The following is a 15,492-nucleotide window of genomic DNA, read 5'->3' on the forward strand; positions in this document are numbered from 1 at the left end:
CTGTTTCAGGTGACTTCCGGCTCTCTTAGCCTAGCTTCGTGATCGCAGCGTTCAACATCCGCGCTGCCGAGTTCCAGGCTTCCGTTCCGGATTTTCTCATATTGGCACCCAATGTCTCGAAGAGTGTTCCGAACTTCAGTTGGTTGTTGATCCAGTATTCTCCCTTGTAACCACCCTTCGCTGCCGCGTACGCGGTGAATTCAACCTTGAGGTTATTGCGGGCAAAGTTGATCCCGGTGAAGTCCGCCTTCTGAATGCCGAAGGAGTTCTTGGAGCCGAACGTCTCAATGTAGAGGTTCGTGTGCTTGTGCACCTTGTTGGGCGCGTCAAGCGTCACCTCCGGCGCCTTGAGTGTGATCTTCGTCGGGCTCTCCACGTGGATGGTGCCGCTCGTGCTGTTGATCGTGATGTCGCCCTTCACGGTGTGCGACCACGCCCCCTTGATGTCCGCCGTCCACCCCTGCTTGACGTCGGTCTTCCACGATCCGTAGTCGTCGTGGTTCTGGCCGCTGATCTTTTGCAACCAGCTCCCCAGCACATCCTGCTTGCCGCCGGCCTCGATGGTCTGGGTGAACCCGCCGTGGATGTCCTGCGTCATGCCGCCGCTCTCGACCTTGTCGGTCCGGCCCGAGCGCACCTTGATGTTCTGGTGGCTGTTGTAGAACTCGTTCGAGTCGCCGTCGACGTTGATCGTGTGGATGCCGACGTAATGGATGGTCGCGTCGTCGCTGACCTCGACGTAGTACTTGCCGCCGACGTTCTGCCACCACTCGCCGCACACGTTGAAGCCGGCGTTGCCCTCCGTGGAAACGTAGAACATGCAGTCGACGGGCTGCATGTCAGGGTTCGCGTCCGGCGTCTTCGGGGGCACGACGAACGCCTGGTGGGTGGGGCCGCCCATATGGACGTTGGTCGCGCCCACCGGGGTGAACATGTCGATGTGCTGCTTGCCCTCGAGGTCCTCGACGACCATGTGGTTGCTGCCGCCCGTGCGCAGCACGTTCTGCGTCAGGTTGCGGCTCGTCACCGTGCTCGGCCGGTGCGCGTTCGGCACCACGCCGGCGATGAACGGCCGGTCCGGGTCGCCGCCCTGGAACGACACCATGACCTCGGTCCCCTTGCGCAGCGGGAAGTGCCAGCCCTCGACCGTGCCGCCGTGCGGCTGCATCATGCGCAGGTACGTCGACGTGGCGCCGTCGGGCAGGTCGCTCGCGTCGAACTTGAGGCGGAGCAGGTAACGACCCATGTCGTCGATCTGGGCATACTGGCTGTCGCCTGGCCCGTCGACGACGCCGTTCTCGAAGCCGTAGATGCGCGGCCACGGCGTCGCCTGGGCCGCCCTGAACTGCACGTCGGCCGGGATCGCCACCACCTCGACGCGGTACGTCTCGTTCACGGCCATCCCCGTGAAGCGCGTGATGTCGAACGAGCCGCCCGTGATCGCGGCCGCGTGCCGCACCTCGACGGCCAGGTAGCGGGTCGGCACGTCCGAAGGCCCGTCCTCCAGCTCGAAGACGTAGCCGGCCCGCAGCCCTGTCGCGTTGCCGGTCGCGTGCAAGGTGAGCTCGCGGCACGCGATCGACTCCGCCTTGACCTGGGCCAGCCGCGTCGCCTCGTCCTGCGTGAAGACGCGGTAGCCGTACTCGCGCACCTCACCGTGGCCGCTCTTCGACACGGCGTGCTCTCCGGACACCGAGGCGGCCGGGTTCGCGTAGTTGTAATCGTTGATCCGCACCGCGGCCGGCAGCGCGCTGAGATCGACGTGCACCTCCCGGAAGCACTCGCCCGCCGACACGTCGTAGCTCGAGGTCGGATGGTAACGAACCCGCCCGTTGCCGCTCAGCGGCTCGTGCTGATCCTTGCTGTCGACGATGACCATGACCTCGGCGCCGCCGTCGTCGACCGGGTGCTCGAAGTGGTAGTAGAGCCCCTCGCGCTCGAGCCACCGATGGGTGAAGTCGAGGTGGCTCTCCCGGTATTGACAGACGAACTCCTCTTCCGGATAGCGGTCCGTGTCGACGCTGAACCGGAAGTCGCTCGTCGTGAGGCCGCCGTGCGTGAGCGTCTTCGTCAGGAAGGCGTCGATCTTGCTCTTCGTATGGACGAAGCTGCGCACCGAGTGGCGCTGGAGCCACAGCCTGGGCACGAGCGACCCATGGTAGAGCGCGCGGTCGGCCGACTCGCGCAGCAGCCGGAGGCGCACGAACACGCCGTGCCAGCACATCGGCGGCGAGTCGGCGCCGCGCTGGAGCGTGAGCGTCGCCGGAGCGTTGATCGCGGCGCGGACGTCCGTGCCCGCCGGCACCGTGAACAGGACGTCGAACTCGAACGGTCGGCACAGCGCCTCGGTGCCCTTGAAGCCGACGGCACGGGCGGCCGGTAGCGCTGCGCAGTGCATGGCAAGAACGTCCACGCTCATGAGCTCCCCACCAGGTTGTGGTCCACCCGAGGCCCCCCTTGAACGCAGCGGCCGCGCGCGGACGATGTCGCGACCGCGAACCCTACACAGAAGGACGCCCGACGTGCAAGGTCGTGGATGTCACCGCACGACACCGTCGCGTGGTGGTACCCTGGCCGAGCGAGGAGGCGACGCCGATGGACGCGGATCCCGAGTCTGAGCTCGTGGGGCACCCTCGTCCGCGCGACGAGTCCCGGCATCCATGGACGTTGGCCCAGCACGCCTTCCACGTTAACGTGATCCCAGCGCTGTCACGTTCACGGGGAACCAGGACAGCGTCTCGCTCCGGGGGCCATCGAACCCGGAGCGGTGGCGTCGAACGAGCGAGATGCTCACCAACACCGCATCGTCATCCGCACATGAAATAGGCGGATGTTTCGGCAGAGATCTGTCACAACCGCGCTGTCGACATCGACCGCCTCACGTGGAACGACATTACCGATCGTGAAGACAAGGATCTTGCGCCCTACCGCCTCACCCGCTGGGCGAGCGTGCTGCTGGACGCCGGCCTCGTGACGCTCGCTTTGCTGCTCGTCGGCCCCTTCATCGCTGCCGCCCGCCGCAGGCGCGCGCTCGAGCGCGCGCGCTTCGAGCTGGAGGTCGAGATCGACGCGCTCGAGTACAAGCTCCGCCTTGGCGGCATGCGGAGCCCAGGCGACTCACCGTATCGATGAGCGCCGCAGGCGCTGCCGGACAGGAGCGCTGCGCGAAGACATCTCGACGGGGCCAGGTGCTGGGCGACCAATCCCTCGCCCTTGAGCCGGCGCCCCATGTCACCCAGGCCGATGTCTCATGCAGCGCTGGTCGCGCCCGACCGCGAGAGCGCCTTCGGATGTAAGGCATCATGCAGATCTGCCTGCGAGAACCGATCCGGGAGTAATGCAGTATACAGGGCTGCCTGCTGGAATCGACTTGATAGTAGTTCATCACACGGAATTGCCTGCGAGAGGAGGCACCCTATGTAGCGCGATATACAGACCTGTCTTCTGCGGCGCTCCTACGCCCCCCTGTGGAGGCAAGGCTGCCTGATTTTCCACCGCCCGGATCGCGCCGCCGCGCGCTGCGTAGAGCACCGTGTGCGTCACGAAAGGCACCGCCGTGGAATCCTGCTCGCGTGCGCGCGAGCACTCGATCAACTCGACCTCGGGCAGGCTGAGCGCCCCGTGGCACGAGCACATGTTGAGGCGCTGAGGCGGTATCGTGGTGTCGAGGGTCGACCAGCACGAGGCATCGGGGCGCCACACGGCGCCGCGGGCGGCCAGCCAGGCATCCTGGTCGAACGGCTTGTTACCCGGCGCGCTCGGGTTGGTGTTCAGCCCGGGAGCCGGCGATGCTGCCCCCGCACCAGCGGTCGACGGCGGCGGCGCTCCCGGGCTCGACGACCCGGTGATGCCCGGGCGTGCGGCGTCGAGATCGAGATCGACCGGGCCGGCCCCGGCAGCGGAGGCGCTTCCGGCGGACGAGGCCGACGCCGCGGGCGCGCTCGTGGTGGTGGTGGTCGACGAGCCCAGCTCGCCCGGCGATGCGTCGCCCTGGCACTTCCGTTCTCGATGACAACCCGGCTGAATCGCTGCGATGATCGCCGCGAGCACGACGAGGGAGTGCGATGCGACGGCGCGTTTCACGAGCTCCGCCCTCGCTCAGGGCTCGAACTTGACCGCGACCGGCGACGGCTGGTCTCCGACCCCCTGGCCCACGCCGAGCTGCCCCTCGGCGTTCTCGCCCCAGCAGAGGATCTCGCCGGTCGCCTTCAGCGCGCACGTGTGCTGGTAGCCCCCGGCGAGCTGCGCCACGCCGTCAGCTTTTTACGCTGCCGCTCTCCGCGCGGAAAGCCGCGCCCGCCGGTGGGCGCGGTGGTCCGGTCCTGCGGGCGTGGAGGCCTGGCGCCGGCTCGATGCGCTCGCGGCGCGGGGCGCGGCGCTCGCCGTGCGCTGCTGGGACCTGCTCCGGCGGCCGACATGAAGTAACCTCTCTCCCAGCGCGGATCGACGCGGTGCGCCGCGCCTGCGCCACGCCGAGAGCCCCCTTCGAGATGAGATGCAGCGCATGAGCGCCGACGGCCGGGATCCCGGCGCCGCGGCCCCCTTCGACTGGAACCGCGCCGAGCCGGCGCCCGGGGAGCGCCCGCCGCGCCCTGACGGGCAGCTGTCGCCCCCCGGCTCCGGTGGCCTGCGGCTGCCCCGCGGTGGCCTGCGGCTGCCCCGCGGTGGCCTTCAGCCGCCCCCCGGTGGCCTGCGGCCGCCTCCCGGCGTGCAGCCGCCCCCTGGCGGCCTGGTGGCCGACGCGTGGGGCGCCGTGCGCGCCGAGGGCGAGGCGTGGCTGCCCTTCGACCGGGGAGCCCGGCCCGTCGAGGTGCTCGACGAGACGCTGCGCGACGGCATCCAGGGCGTCTCCATCGTGAACCCGCCGCGCGCGCGCAAGATCGAGCTCCTCCACGCGATGGCGAGCGTCGGCGTCGACGTCGTGAACCTCGGCATGCCGGCGACCGGGCCGCGGCAGTTCGACGACGCGTGCCTGCTCGCCCGGGAGATCGTCGCGTCCCGCCTGCCGCTCGGCCTGACCGCGGCCGCGCGCACCCTCGCCGCGGACGTCGAGGAGGTCGCCCGGGTGGCCGAGCGCACCGGGGCGCCGATCATGGTCTACGCGTTCATCGGCAGCTCGCCGATCCGGCACTTCGTCGAGGGGTGGGGGCCTGACTTCCTGGCCCGCAGCGTCGACGAGGCCGGGCGGGCGGCCGCGGCGGCTGGCCTGCCCTTCTGCCTCGTCGCGGAGGACGCGACCCGCTCGCCGCCCGACATGCTCCGCACGCTCTTCCGCGCCGCCGTCGATGCCGGCGCGGCGCGCCTCTGCCTGTGCGACACGACCGGCCACGTCACGCCGCCGGGAGTCGAGGCGCTGGTCGCGTTCGCCCGGCGCGAGCTGGGCGCGCTGGGGGCGACCGGGATCGAGCTCGACTGGCACGGCCACAACGATCGCGGGCTCGGCCTCGCGGCCGCGCTCTGGGCGGTGGCGAGCGGCGTCGAGCGGGTCCACGCCACCGCGCTCGGCGTCGGGGAGCGGACGGGCAACACCTGCCTCGAGCTGCTCGTCGACAACCTCGGCCGCCTGGGCGCGCGCCCCCCGGTGCCGCGCGAGCGTCTCGCCGCGTACTGCGCGGCCGCGTCGCGTGCGCTCGCCTGGCCCGTCGCGGCGGACCATCCCATCGCGGGGGCGCTCAGCCGCCGGGGGTGAGGTTGCCCCCGCCGACGCGCGCCAGGGCGGCGCGGACGATGGGCGCAGCGGGCGCGACGGCGTCCGCGAGCTCGCCGACGCGGCCGGCTGCGCGCTCGGCGCGGGCCCACGCCGACGAGAAGCCGAGCGTGCCGGGCGGGTGGGCCTCGGCGAGGGCGATCGCTTGCCGGAGGTCGTCGCCGACCGCGGCGATGGCGTGGAGATCTGCCACGCTGGCCCCGCGGGAGCGCGCCTCGGCGTAGAGCGCGCGCACGATGCCGAGCAGGTCGCGGGCGGCCTCCAGCGGGAAGGGGTCGTGGCGGATCGAGAGCACGCCCGCTGCAGATCAGGGGGGCCGGGCGGGGGCGTCAAGCGGTGGGTCGAGCGGTCGTGCGTGTGATGCGGTTTGAAAATTGCAGCGGAAGGCCGTCATGAACCACGGCACGCATGAGCTCGCAAAGACGGACGTTCCCGGCGACGACGAGGATGCCCCGCTGCCGCCGAACCCGGGGGATCCGGGGCCGGAGCAGCCGGAGCCGCCGTCGCCCGATCCGACGGAGGACCCGCGCTTCCCGCCGCTGGGCGACTTCCCGCGCGGGGTTTGAGGCGAGGTGAGGGCGGTACCTGGTCGCGTGAGGAGTGTGAAATAAGCTCGGACAGGCCGCAGTAGGTGGTTCTCTCGTCAAGCCGTTCAGCGACGCCAAAATTTCTCAGGTCACACGCTGGTCACAAAAGCAAAAAGGACACGGCTCTCGCCGTTTCTCCGTGGCGGAGGCGCCGGGAATCGAACCCGGAGATGAACTGATGGACCGCATGCGCGAGAGACACGGCAGACGCCGCGTCGGACGCGTCGGAGCGGTGTCAGAGGCCATCAAGGGCTCGATCCTATCGTATACCCGAGTGCCCTCTCGTGGAGCCCCGTGCCCTGGAGTCGGGGCACACGGAGGTCACACGGCGACAAACAAGCCCAGCCGACGCCAGTAACGTGACGGAGAGCCGTCGAGCGATCCGCCTCGTACGTAGTGAACGAGCGGGTGAACGGGACGGTGCCGAGCTCGCTGACGCACACCTTGACCATCCACGTTGCCGGTCGCGCTCTGGCCCTCGTGTGCAAGGACCGCTTGGACGTAATGTGGCCCAGGTCGCCTGTTGACGCCGCCTTCCGTTAGGAGAAGCATCCGGGATCGGGGGAGGGCATGGGGCATGGGCTGAAGGCAAAGGCGCGCGTGCTCGTGCTGTGCGGCTGTGCCTGCGCGCTCGCCAGTAGTGCTCCGGTGCCGGCACACGCACTCGAGTTCAGCGGCGGCGTCAGCGTGGGCGGGATCCAGATCGGGATCGAGCCCAGGCTGGCCGTGAGCCCCTTCGCCGGGTGGCTCTGGCGCAGCGAGGGAGACTTCAGGCTCGAAGCCCACAACATGCTCAGCATCGTTCCAGGCGCTGGTGTCGGGCTCTACGACCGAACGGCCGTCACTCTTGGGTATGTCACGAAGACAACGACCGTCAGCCTCGGGCCGTCCCTTGCGATTTACTCAATGCCGGTGTGTGGTGCCGTGATTTGTGACCGTGTGGTGGGGGTTGCTCCAGGTGGCCGCGCCCAGTCCGAGTGGTACTTCGCCGGGCCCTTGGGCGTGTCCTCCAGCGTCCATGTGGACTGGGCTGGCGGCAGTAGTCGCGTTCTCCCCGGAAGTCTGGTTGTGATGGTGACCGCTGGACCTGTTTGGAGATTCAGGGCGAAGTCAAAATGAACAAGCTATATATTTTTCTCTGCTTCGGTCTCACGGCATGCAACTACGATATGGGAGAGTGCTATGTCCGCGGTGAGGGGAACGAAGGCGCCGGCGGTAGCATCATCACCCCGACAGGAGGGGATGGGGCCTTCGGGTATGTGCCGGCAAGGCCGCAAAACGCACCGGTGGGAAGCGGATCCTCGGAGGCGATGGCAGGGTGCACCCCCGACTGCCTAGAGGCGTGCAAGGAAAAGTGTGACAAGATATGGGAACTCTGCCGTGACAACTGCCCAAGGGGCGACACGACCTGCCTAAAACGGTGTACTGATGAATATAGTCAATGCCTCAAAGACTGCGACAGGAGATGTAAGTGATGCTCGAGCTGACCTTTAAGCTGACCCCAGAAGAGGGCGAGCCGCGCGACATCGTGGTTCGCATCCACGAGCCGACGCGAAACCCTCCGGAAAAAAAATGGCCTTGGGCTGTCACTGTTGACATCGATGGGCGCCCATCTACTACATACGGGGTAGACCCTCTCGATGCGGTTGAAAACGGAGCTCAGCACGCCGCGATCGTGTTGCGCGGGGTCCATGGCGATGCGCTCGATCCGCCCATCGAGCCGCGGATGAAGGAGGGCCAATAATCGACTCACAGATGCGCCAAGCCTGCCCATAGCCGGGACCGAGGCGTACTCGGCTTCGGCTCCCTGGGTGCTGCTCGAAGGCGGCCGGCTCGATCGGCTGTGAGGGCTAGCCTCCGGCAGGGGACCGGCCTGCGTCGCGTCGTAACCGTCCAGTTGCCGACGTCTTGAGTGTCGCCGTGATCCCGGGGAGCCTGGCTGGCCGGAGGCGAGCATGGGTCAGCACCGAGAGCAGCAATTCTGGGAGCAGTTGGTGGCGGAGGTGGATGGCGGCGCGACGCAGACCGACATCGCGCGGCGCTACGGGGTCAGCGTGTCCAGTTTGGCGCGGTGGGGGCGGCGGCTCAAGGAGGAAGGGCCCCGCGCTCACTTGTTGCCGGTGCGGGTGACCACAGGGGCATCACGACGGCCCTGCGGGCTCATGGTCGATGGCGTTCGGCTCGAATTCGAGGAGGGCACCGACCCGGCCTACGTCGCGGCGGTAGCGCGTGCGCTGCGGTCATGCTGATGTTGCCGTCGAGCGTTCGGGTCTACCTGTCGGCCGAGGCGGTCGATCTACGGCGCGGCCACGATGGGCTCGCGGCGCTGGTCCGGCGACAATGGGGCGATGCCCTGTACGAAGGACACCTGTTCGTGTTCGTTGGGCGACGCCTCGACCGATGCAAGATCTTGTTCTGGGACCGTGGAGGGTTCGTCCTCTACTACAAGCGCCTCGAGCGAGGCCGCTTTCGAATGCCGCCGGTCAGCAAGGACGGTACGGCGGTCGAGATGGATTCGACCGGCTTGGCGATGCTGCTCTACGGGATCGACGTCGCCCGTGTCCGACGCCCCGAGCCGTGGCGCCCTCGACTGCGGCCTGCCGCGTGAAAAAGTCAAAGAAGGGGATCGACAAGCGATCAGAATTCTGATCAAACCTGGTCGTTGGCTCCCCCGGACGACAGCGACCACGAGTGTGGCTGGCGCGGCTACGCGCTCCACCTGAAGACCGACCTGGAGCAGATCAAGGCCGAGCTCGCCGAGATCAAGCGCCGTGTTTACGGGCGCAAGAGCGAGAAGATGCCGGCCATGGAGCGTGAGGTCCGCCGCGGCCAGAAGAAGGACCCGTCGGTGGCCCTCCGCAAGCGGCGCGAGAACGCGCTCGCGAAAGAGAAGCTCGTCGGCGAGCAGCTGCGGGTCCCCGTACCCGAGCCCGAACGCTCCTGTCCTCACTGCAAGCGATGCGACCTCCGCCCCGTCGGCGGGGGGAAGGCCTCGACGGTCTACGACTACGTGCCTGGATACTTCAGGCGTCGCGTGACGGTACGTGAAACGCTCGCGTGCACGTGCGGCGAGTACATCGTAACGGCGCCTAACCCGGACAAGACGACGGACAGGACCCGATACGCGCCTGGTTTCCTCGCCCACATCGTTTATTCCAAGTGCTCGCTGTCCCTTCCGATCTACCGCCTTGAGAAGCAGTATCAGACCATCGGGATCCCGATCGCGCGAAGCACGATGACAGAGCTGTTCCACCGGTGTGCCGAGCTCCTCATGCCGCTCGCGCAACGGCTGCTCGCGCGCATCGCCGCGTCGGAGCTCGTCCTCGCCGACGAGACGAGCATGCGAATGCTCGGCACGAAGAAGAAGGCCTATATGTGGACCTTCATCGCGGGCAACGACATCGCGTACGTGTTCAGCACAGGGCGGAGCGGCGACACTCCCAAGGACGTGCTCGGAGGCACCACGGGCACGCTCGTCGTCGACGCTTTCACCGGCTACAACCGCGTCACCAAGGCGAACGGTCGCACCCGTGCCGGCTGCCTGGCGCATGCGAGGCGCAAGTTTTTTGAGGCGCTCCCGGGAGCTCCGGAGGCGCAGGTCGCGCTCGACATCATCCGGGCAATCTACGTCGTCGAGCACGACGCCAAGGAGCAGGGGATCGTCGGAACGGAAAGACACCTGGAGCTGCGCCGCACTCGGAGCCGAGCCCTCATGGCCAAGTTGCTCTGCTCGACAAGGTAGCAACGCGGCCAACATCCACCGAAGAGCAAGATGGGGCGCGCCGTCAACTACATGCTGAACAATCATAGGGAGCTGACGCGCTTCCTCATGGACGCGTGTATTCCCCCTGACAACAACCGCTCTGAGGCCGCGCTCAGGGTGGTCGCCCTTGGCCGTAAGAACTTCTTGTTCGTCGGCCACGAGGACGCCGGCGAGAACATCGCTGGTCTCTACTCGCTGGTCTCGACATGTGAAGCATACGGCAAGAACCCGGTCGCGTACGTGACCGATGTCCTCAACCGGCTCGGCGACCACCCGCTGAGTCGCATCGACGAACTCCTGCCTGATCAGTGGCAACCCCAAGCCACGCCAGCGCCCAGCTAACGGGCCGCAGGGCAAGCCGCAGCTGACACCGAGCGCGCCCGTCCCCGCGGCTGTGGGGCCGCGCTCACCGCGCGGCAGCTGGTACTCGCGACGCTCGTCGCTCGCGGGGCTGCGGCGCGCCTCGCGTCGCGGCGCTGCCCGTCGGGGCGGTTGCTGAGGTGGTCCTACCCACCGCGCTGCGCGCGCACCGCGCCGAGCGCAGGTGGCCTCGCTCCAGCTGCTTCGCGCCAGTCGCCGCCGGTCGCCGCTCGCCGATTCGGTCGGCGATCCGTCGCTCTCGCTGCCGTTTGCTCTTGATCCGCAACGCATGGTGCGGTCGCACCATGCGTCCGCCAGCAACGGAGGAACAAGACGTCCTTGGCTGGACGGGTACGCAGCAAACGTCCTCGCTGTGACGGTATCGAGCAGCGGGCCCTGCTGTCCCGACTGTGACGCTCCTCGTGCGGAGATTGATGCACGGTCCATTGCCTGGTCCGGGCTCCCGACGCCGCCGCAGGCCGGGCGAGGCTCCGGCGGAGCCTTTCGGCCTATTCGCTCTGGGATCCCGCGGCGAGCGCGAGGGTCGTCGCCGTGCCCGGCGACCTGAGGGAGCCGCTGCTCGGGCTCACCCCGGCTTGCTTCGAGGCGCTCGCGCAGCGCGTCGACGCGATCTACCACGCCGGCGCCGAGGTCAATTACATCAAGCCGTACGCGTCCCACAAGGCGGCGAACGTGCTGGGGACACAGGAGATCTTGCGGCTCGCGTGCCGGCGCCGGACGAAGCCCGTGCACCACGTCTCGACGATCGGGGTCATCGGCCAGATCGGCTATTTCACCGGCGCCCGGACCGTGCGGGAGGGCGACGATCTCGATCGCTGGGTGGACCACCTCCGCACGGACATGGGTATTCCCAGAGCAAGTGGGTCGCCGAGAAGCTCGTGTGGATCGCGCGCTCGCGCGGGGTGCCCGTCACCGTCTTCCGCCCCGGGTCCATCCTGGGCCACAGCCAGACGGGCGCCGCCAACGTGACCGACTTCGTAAGCAGGATGATCAAAGGCTGCCTCGCGGAGGCCGCGCGGCGCTACCCGCGATCCTCTTCCCGCCGCACCTTCACCGCGCAGGCCTTGTACGACGGCTGCCGGGAGTACTGGTCGAAGGCAGGGAACGTCAGCTTGTTCGTGATCTCGTAGTGCATCGGCACGAAGATCTCCCCGGGCTTCACCGCGTTCGTGACGAACGCCCGCGCCTTGATCTCCGCGCGGCGGGACGCGATGACCACCCACTCGTTCATCTCGATACCGATCCTCTTCGCGTCGACCGGGCTCAGCTCGACGTAGATCTCCTTCGGATAGAGCCGCTGCAGCACCGCCGACTTCTTCGTCCGCGTCTGCGTGTGCCACTGGCTGGAGCTCCCTCGCCCCGTGAGCAGCGTGAACGGATACTGCTCGTCGGTCGGCTCCGGCAGCTGGCGGGGCGCCTGGAAGGCGAACTTCGCCTTCTGATCCGGGCGGTAGTACTGGCCGTCCTCGAACAGCCGCCGCTCGTTCGTCTCGAAGGCAGCCCCCTCGGGGTAGGGCCACTGGATGCCGCCGCGCTCGTCGAGCATCGCGTAGCCGTCGATGCCCGTGATGTCGCACGGTTGCCCCTTCGAGAGCCGCTTCATGATCTGGAAGACCGCCTCCGGGCCCTTCCACTCCTTGAACAGCTCGCCGCAGCCCCAGTACTGGGCGACCAGCTGGAAGATGTGAAAGTCCGCCAGCGCCTGGCCCGGGGCCCGCGCGACCTTCTTGACGAGGCCGATGCGCCGCTCCGAGTTGATGAACGTGCCCTCCTTCTCGGCCCACGAGGCCGCCGGGAGGACGAGGTGGGCGCGCTCCGCCGTCTCCGTCGTGGTGTACATGTCCTGCACCACGAGGAACTCCAGGCGGCCGAGGAGCTCGTGCAGATCCTCCTGGTTGATCCAGGAGTGGGCCGGGTTCGTCGCGATGATCCAGAGGCCCTTGATCTTCCCCTTCAAGATGCCTTCGATGATCTGGTCGTAGGCCAGGCTGTTCCGGGTCGGGATGACCTCCTCCGGAATGCCGAGGATCCCGGCGATCTTCTTCCGGTGCTCCTCCTTCGTGAAGTCGTGGCCGGCGAACAGGCCCGTCGTGTTGCTGAACATCCGCGAGCCCATCGCGTTGCACTGGCCCGTGATGGAGTTCGCCCCGGTGCCGGGGCGGCCGATGTTGCCCGTCATCAGCGCCAGGTTGATGAGCGACTGCGCGACCCGAACGCCCTCGTGGCTCTGGTTGACGCCCATCGTCCACCAGAACGACACCCGCTTCCCGCCATGGATCTTCTCCGCGAACGACGCGAGCTGCGCCTCGCTGAGCCCCGTCGCCTCGGAGACCCGCGCCGGCGTGAAATCCTCGACGTGGGCCTTGAACGCCTCGAAATCGACCGTGTGCGCCTCGATGTAGCCCGGGTCGATCCACCCGCGCTGGATGAGGATGTGGGCGATTCCGTAGAACAGCGTCAGATCCGACTTCGGATTGAGCGCATAGTGCGCCGTCGCCGCCATCGCCGTCTCGGTCTTGCGCGGATCCACGACGAGGATCTCGGGGCGGTTCTTGTTCTTGCAGAGCCGCTCCCACATGATCGGGTGGGCGATGCAGAGGTTCGAGCCGACGAGCACCACGACGTCGGACTCCTCGAAATCGCGGTACGTGTAGGGCGGCGCGTCGAACCCGAACGCCTCCTTGTACGCGACCACCGCCGTCGCCATGCATTGCCGGGTGTTGCCGTCCCCGTGCACCATGCCCATCCCGAACTTCGCGAGCGCCCCGAGGAAGGCCATCTCCTCGGTGACGATCTGCCCGGTGCTGATGAAGGCGACCGACTCCTTGCCGTGCGCCTCCTGGATCGCCTTGAACCGATCGACGAACGTGCGGAGCGCGACGTCCCACTCCACGCGCTCCAGCTTTCCGCGGGCGTTCCTGAGGAGCGGCGCGGTCGCGCGATCGGTCGCGCGGAGCGGCGTGAGCGCCTCCCAGCCCTTCGGGCACGCCATCCCGAGGTTCACGGGATAGTCCGTGTTGGGCGAGAGGTTGATCGCCTCTCCGTCCTTGAGGTGCACGTTCAGCCCGCACCCGGTCGAGCAGAACCCGCACACGACCGTCGTCGTCTGGTCGGGCTTGAGCCGCGCAGGCACCCTCCCGAGGCCGAACTCGCCCGGCGTGAGGAGCAGCTCGCGCGTCAGCGGCCCGTTGCGCCGCAAGAGGAGGTTGTCCGCCTGCGTGGGCGCCGGAGACGTCTTCTTGGCATCGGTGGTCGTCATCAGGAGAGCCCTCCGGGCATCTTGGAGGCGGGCGCCGCTGCGAAGAACAGGTACCGCTCGAGGAACTCGCCCGCGAGGCAGAACAGGAACGCCACGACCGCCATCGCCATCAGAACTTCAGAGCTCACGCCGCTGTTCGGCGCCGAGAAGAGGCTGAGCGCCGGCAGGACGATCCCGCCGAGCGCCCCGCAGGCGAAGCGCCAGCCCGTCGCGCCCTTCAGCTCTCCTGTCATCAAGATAGCGCTCCGCTTGAGCGTCGAGTGGCTCCGCTTCCGGAGGTGCCGGAACATCGAGAGCTCCACGAGCAGCTTGAGCGCCGTCGTCATGCACAGGAACGCGCTCAGCGCGCGGAAGCCCCGGGTCAGGAGCAGCGCCGCGTGCTCGGCGCTCAGGAGCAGCCCGATCATCAGGACCGTCGAGCTCCCGAGGATGGCCGCCGTTGTCGCGAACTTGAAGCCCGTCAGGGCCCCGCGCCAGTGCTCCCGCTGCGTCGCGGCGTACACCATCACGGAGCAGAAGACCCCGAGGAGCCCGCTCAGCGCGACCGCGTACGAGAGCGGCGCCCGCAGGTGCTCGACCGGCGGCGCCGAGAGCACCGGGAGCGCCGGCAGGGAAGGCAGCCAGAAGGACGCCGCGTACAGCGTCGCGGCCCCCGCGAAGAGCGAGAACCCGAGGATCTCCCGGCTGAGCCACGACGTCTTGAGCCCCAGGAAGGCCCGGAACGCGAACTGCGGCCGGCCAAGGTGAAAGAGGCTCGCGTTCAGCGCGGCGATCCCGAAGACGAGCGCGAACGTGGCGCTGTGGCCGCCGAAATCCCGCGTCGCCTGCGCGCCGAGCAGCTCGTTGAGGGCCAGGCTCACGCAGAACGCGCCCACCGAGAGCTGCGTCAGCACCAGCATCGCGACGAGCGGAGGGTGGGAGTGCTCCCGGCTCACCTGGTAGAAGTCGGCGGGGAGCATGTTGCGCGGGAGCGACCGCTGCGTCTTGTAGGTCGTCGTCGGGATCGTGATCTCCGGCGCCGCCGCCCCCGGCAAGAAGAGGCTCGTCTGGCTCTCTTGCACGGCCTGCTGCTGGTCGACCATCGTGATCCGGATGGCGCCGTTCGGGCACGACTGCACGCACGCCGGGGCCTCGTCGTTGGCCAGCCGATCGCTGCACATGTCGCACTTGCGCACGATCCCCCGCTCCGCGTTGAACTTCGGAGCGTCGTAGGGGCACATCAGGATGCAGTACTGGCAGCCGATGCACTGGTCATCGAGGTGCTTGACGATGCCGGTGATCGGGTCCTTCTCGTAGGCCTTGACCGGGCACCCCGACATGCACGCCGGGTCCAGGCAGTGGTGGCACGCCGTCGTCACGCTCTGCTGCGCCGGCGCCTGGGGCGTGCCGCCGTGGAGGAGCCCGACCGAGCGCCACACCTCGTTGTCGTCGAGGCCGTTCAGGCTGTGGCAGGCGGTGACGCACGCCTTGCAGGCCGTGCAGGCGTCGAGGTCGACCTCGAAGCCGTACTGCTGGCCGGGCTTCGGCTTCTCGAGCGGGATGAGGTCGCGGTAGTACTTGGACTGCGCCGGGAGCGCGTGCTCCTCGTGCATCCTGGAGAACTTCTCGACCGCCGTGAGCTTCTGCTGGTCGGCGAGGAGCGAGTCCAGCAGGCTCTTGTTGCTGTCGTGGATCTTCGGCGCCGAGTTGACGATGGGTAAGCGAAAGTGAGTGTCCGAGACCTTTGCAACGCTCATCGAAATTCCCTGTCTACCCGGCGCGGAAGCCCAGCCCCGAGAACTCCAAGAGAGACACA

The 15,492-nt window shown here is 68.0% G+C and carries 16 protein-coding genes and 1 pseudogene; 11 read left to right on the forward strand and 6 right to left on the reverse strand.

The genetic code is table 11. The annotated features are described in order from the left end of the window. Positions 1 to 25: 25 nt before the first annotated feature. On the reverse strand, positions 26 to 2,398 hold the full coding sequence (locus tag WMF27_RS42950) for a type VI secretion system Vgr family protein (RefSeq protein WP_437943554.1): 2,373 nt from the start codon (positions 2,396 to 2,398) through the stop codon (positions 26 to 28). 551 nt (positions 2,399 to 2,949) lie between these two features. Between WMF27_RS42950 and WMF27_RS42955 the strand changes: the two genes are divergently transcribed. Further along, positions 2,950 to 3,132: a hypothetical protein gene (locus WMF27_RS42955; protein WP_437943555.1), complete on the forward strand. Its 183-nt coding sequence runs from the start codon at positions 2,950 to 2,952 to the stop codon at positions 3,130 to 3,132. A 252-nt stretch (positions 3,133 to 3,384) separates the two neighbouring features. Here the strand turns inward: WMF27_RS42955 and WMF27_RS42960 are convergent, their stop codons facing one another. Further along, complete coding sequence (locus tag WMF27_RS42960) at positions 3,385 to 4,083, reverse strand: hypothetical protein (protein WP_437763078.1); 699 nt, start codon at positions 4,081 to 4,083, stop codon at positions 3,385 to 3,387. 15 nt (positions 4,084 to 4,098) lie between these two features. Continuing rightward, complete coding sequence (locus tag WMF27_RS42965; RefSeq protein ID WP_437763077.1) at positions 4,099 to 4,251, reverse strand: RCC1-like domain-containing protein; 153 nt, start codon at positions 4,249 to 4,251, stop codon at positions 4,099 to 4,101. Between the two features lie 253 nt (positions 4,252 to 4,504). Between WMF27_RS42965 and WMF27_RS42970 the strand changes: the two genes are divergently transcribed. Continuing rightward, positions 4,505 to 5,689 carry a 2-isopropylmalate synthase gene (locus WMF27_RS42970; protein WP_437763076.1) on the forward strand — a complete coding sequence of 395 codons (1,185 nt, stop codon included), beginning with the start codon at positions 4,505 to 4,507 and terminating at the stop codon, positions 5,687 to 5,689. Here the strand turns inward: WMF27_RS42970 and WMF27_RS42975 are convergent. Next, positions 5,673 to 6,002: a hypothetical protein gene (locus tag WMF27_RS42975; RefSeq protein WP_437763075.1), complete on the reverse strand. Its 330-nt coding sequence runs from the start codon at positions 6,000 to 6,002 to the stop codon at positions 5,673 to 5,675. The two genes, WMF27_RS42970 and WMF27_RS42975, sit on opposite strands and share 17 nt — an antisense overlap. A 97-nt stretch (positions 6,003 to 6,099) precedes the next feature. Here WMF27_RS42975 and WMF27_RS42980 point away from each other — a divergent pair, with 97 nt between their 5' ends. From WMF27_RS42980 to WMF27_RS43020, 9 genes and pseudogenes are all read left to right on the forward strand, one after another. Beyond that, complete coding sequence (locus WMF27_RS42980) at positions 6,100 to 6,273, forward strand: hypothetical protein (RefSeq protein ID WP_437763074.1); 174 nt, start codon at positions 6,100 to 6,102, stop codon at positions 6,271 to 6,273. Positions 6,274 to 6,942: 669 nt separating this feature from the next. Further along, complete coding sequence (locus WMF27_RS42985; RefSeq protein ID WP_437763073.1) at positions 6,943 to 7,413, forward strand: hypothetical protein; 471 nt, start codon at positions 6,943 to 6,945, stop codon at positions 7,411 to 7,413. 355 nt (positions 7,414 to 7,768) lie between these two features. Continuing rightward, entirely contained in the window at positions 7,769 to 8,038 is a 270-nt protein-coding gene (locus WMF27_RS42990) for a hypothetical protein (RefSeq protein WP_437684157.1), read from the forward strand. Positions 8,039 to 8,249: 211 nt separating this feature from the next. Beyond that, on the forward strand, positions 8,250 to 8,543 hold the full coding sequence (locus tag WMF27_RS42995; protein WP_437763072.1) for a helix-turn-helix domain-containing protein: 294 nt from the start codon (positions 8,250 to 8,252) through the stop codon (positions 8,541 to 8,543). After that, positions 8,537 to 8,902 (forward strand): IS66 family insertion sequence element accessory protein TnpB, encoded by a 366-nt coding sequence (tnpB, locus tag WMF27_RS43000; protein ID WP_437943556.1) that lies wholly within the window; start codon positions 8,537 to 8,539, stop codon positions 8,900 to 8,902. The genes WMF27_RS42995 and tnpB overlap by 7 nt, the downstream gene beginning before the upstream one ends. A gap of 198 nt (positions 8,903 to 9,100) precedes the next feature. Further along, a pseudogene (gene tnpC / locus WMF27_RS43005) lies at positions 9,101 to 10,219 on the forward strand (IS66 family transposase); the annotation flags it as partial. Then, positions 10,202 to 10,399, forward strand: coding sequence for a transposase domain-containing protein (locus WMF27_RS43010; RefSeq protein ID WP_437769938.1), 198 nt, complete (start codon positions 10,202 to 10,204; stop codon positions 10,397 to 10,399). The pseudogene tnpC and the gene WMF27_RS43010, both read left to right, overlap by 18 nt. 468 nt (positions 10,400 to 10,867) lie before the next feature. Further along, positions 10,868 to 11,407 carry an SDR family oxidoreductase gene (locus WMF27_RS43015; RefSeq protein ID WP_437769937.1) on the forward strand — a complete coding sequence of 180 codons (540 nt, stop codon included), beginning with the start codon at positions 10,868 to 10,870 and terminating at the stop codon, positions 11,405 to 11,407. Then, positions 11,317 to 11,568 carry an SDR family oxidoreductase gene (locus tag WMF27_RS43020; RefSeq protein WP_437763070.1) on the forward strand — a complete coding sequence of 84 codons (252 nt, stop codon included), beginning with the start codon at positions 11,317 to 11,319 and terminating at the stop codon, positions 11,566 to 11,568. Before WMF27_RS43015 ends, WMF27_RS43020 begins: the two co-directional genes overlap by 91 nt. On the opposite strand, the gene WMF27_RS43025 is transcribed toward WMF27_RS43020, so the two are convergent. Further along, the gene (locus tag WMF27_RS43025; protein WP_437763069.1) at positions 11,460 to 13,697 is read right to left on the reverse strand and encodes a molybdopterin oxidoreductase family protein; all 2,238 of its coding nucleotides are present in this window, start codon (positions 13,695 to 13,697) and stop codon (positions 11,460 to 11,462) included. The two genes, WMF27_RS43020 and WMF27_RS43025, sit on opposite strands and share 109 nt — an antisense overlap. Continuing rightward, positions 13,697 to 15,433 (reverse strand): DmsC/YnfH family molybdoenzyme membrane anchor subunit, encoded by a 1,737-nt coding sequence (locus WMF27_RS43030; protein WP_437763068.1) that lies wholly within the window; start codon positions 15,431 to 15,433, stop codon positions 13,697 to 13,699. Before WMF27_RS43030 ends, WMF27_RS43025 begins: the two co-directional genes overlap by 1 nt. Positions 15,434 to 15,492 lie beyond the last annotated feature (59 nt).

The organism is Sorangium sp. So ce281 (assembly GCF_051527395.1).
GTDB lineage: Bacteria > Myxococcota_A > Polyangia > Polyangiales > Polyangiaceae > Sorangium > Sorangium cellulosum_B.

What these genes read in the sequence shown, in the direction of transcription:
- WMF27_RS42995 (WP_437763072.1), top strand. Translation starts at nt 8,250, where the DNA reads ATGGGTCAGCACCGAGAGCAGCAATTCTGGGAGCAGTTGGTGGCGGAG.
- WMF27_RS43025 (WP_437763069.1), bottom strand. Translation starts at nt 13,697, where the DNA reads ATGACGACCACCGATGCCAAGAAGACGTCTCCGGCGCCCACGCAGGCG.
- WMF27_RS42970 (WP_437763076.1), top strand. Translation starts at nt 4,505, where the DNA reads ATGAGCGCCGACGGCCGGGATCCCGGCGCCGCGGCCCCCTTCGACTGG.
- WMF27_RS42950 (WP_437943554.1), bottom strand. Translation starts at nt 2,398, where the DNA reads ATGCACTGCGCAGCGCTACCGGCCGCCCGTGCCGTCGGCTTCAAGGGC.
- WMF27_RS43030 (WP_437763068.1), bottom strand. Translation starts at nt 15,433, where the DNA reads ATGAGCGTTGCAAAGGTCTCGGACACTCACTTTCGCTTACCCATCGTC.
- tnpB (WP_437943556.1), top strand. Translation starts at nt 8,537, where the DNA reads ATGCTGATGTTGCCGTCGAGCGTTCGGGTCTACCTGTCGGCCGAGGCG.
- WMF27_RS42990 (WP_437684157.1), top strand. Translation starts at nt 7,769, where the DNA reads ATGCTCGAGCTGACCTTTAAGCTGACCCCAGAAGAGGGCGAGCCGCGC.
- WMF27_RS42980 (WP_437763074.1), top strand. Translation starts at nt 6,100, where the DNA reads ATGAACCACGGCACGCATGAGCTCGCAAAGACGGACGTTCCCGGCGAC.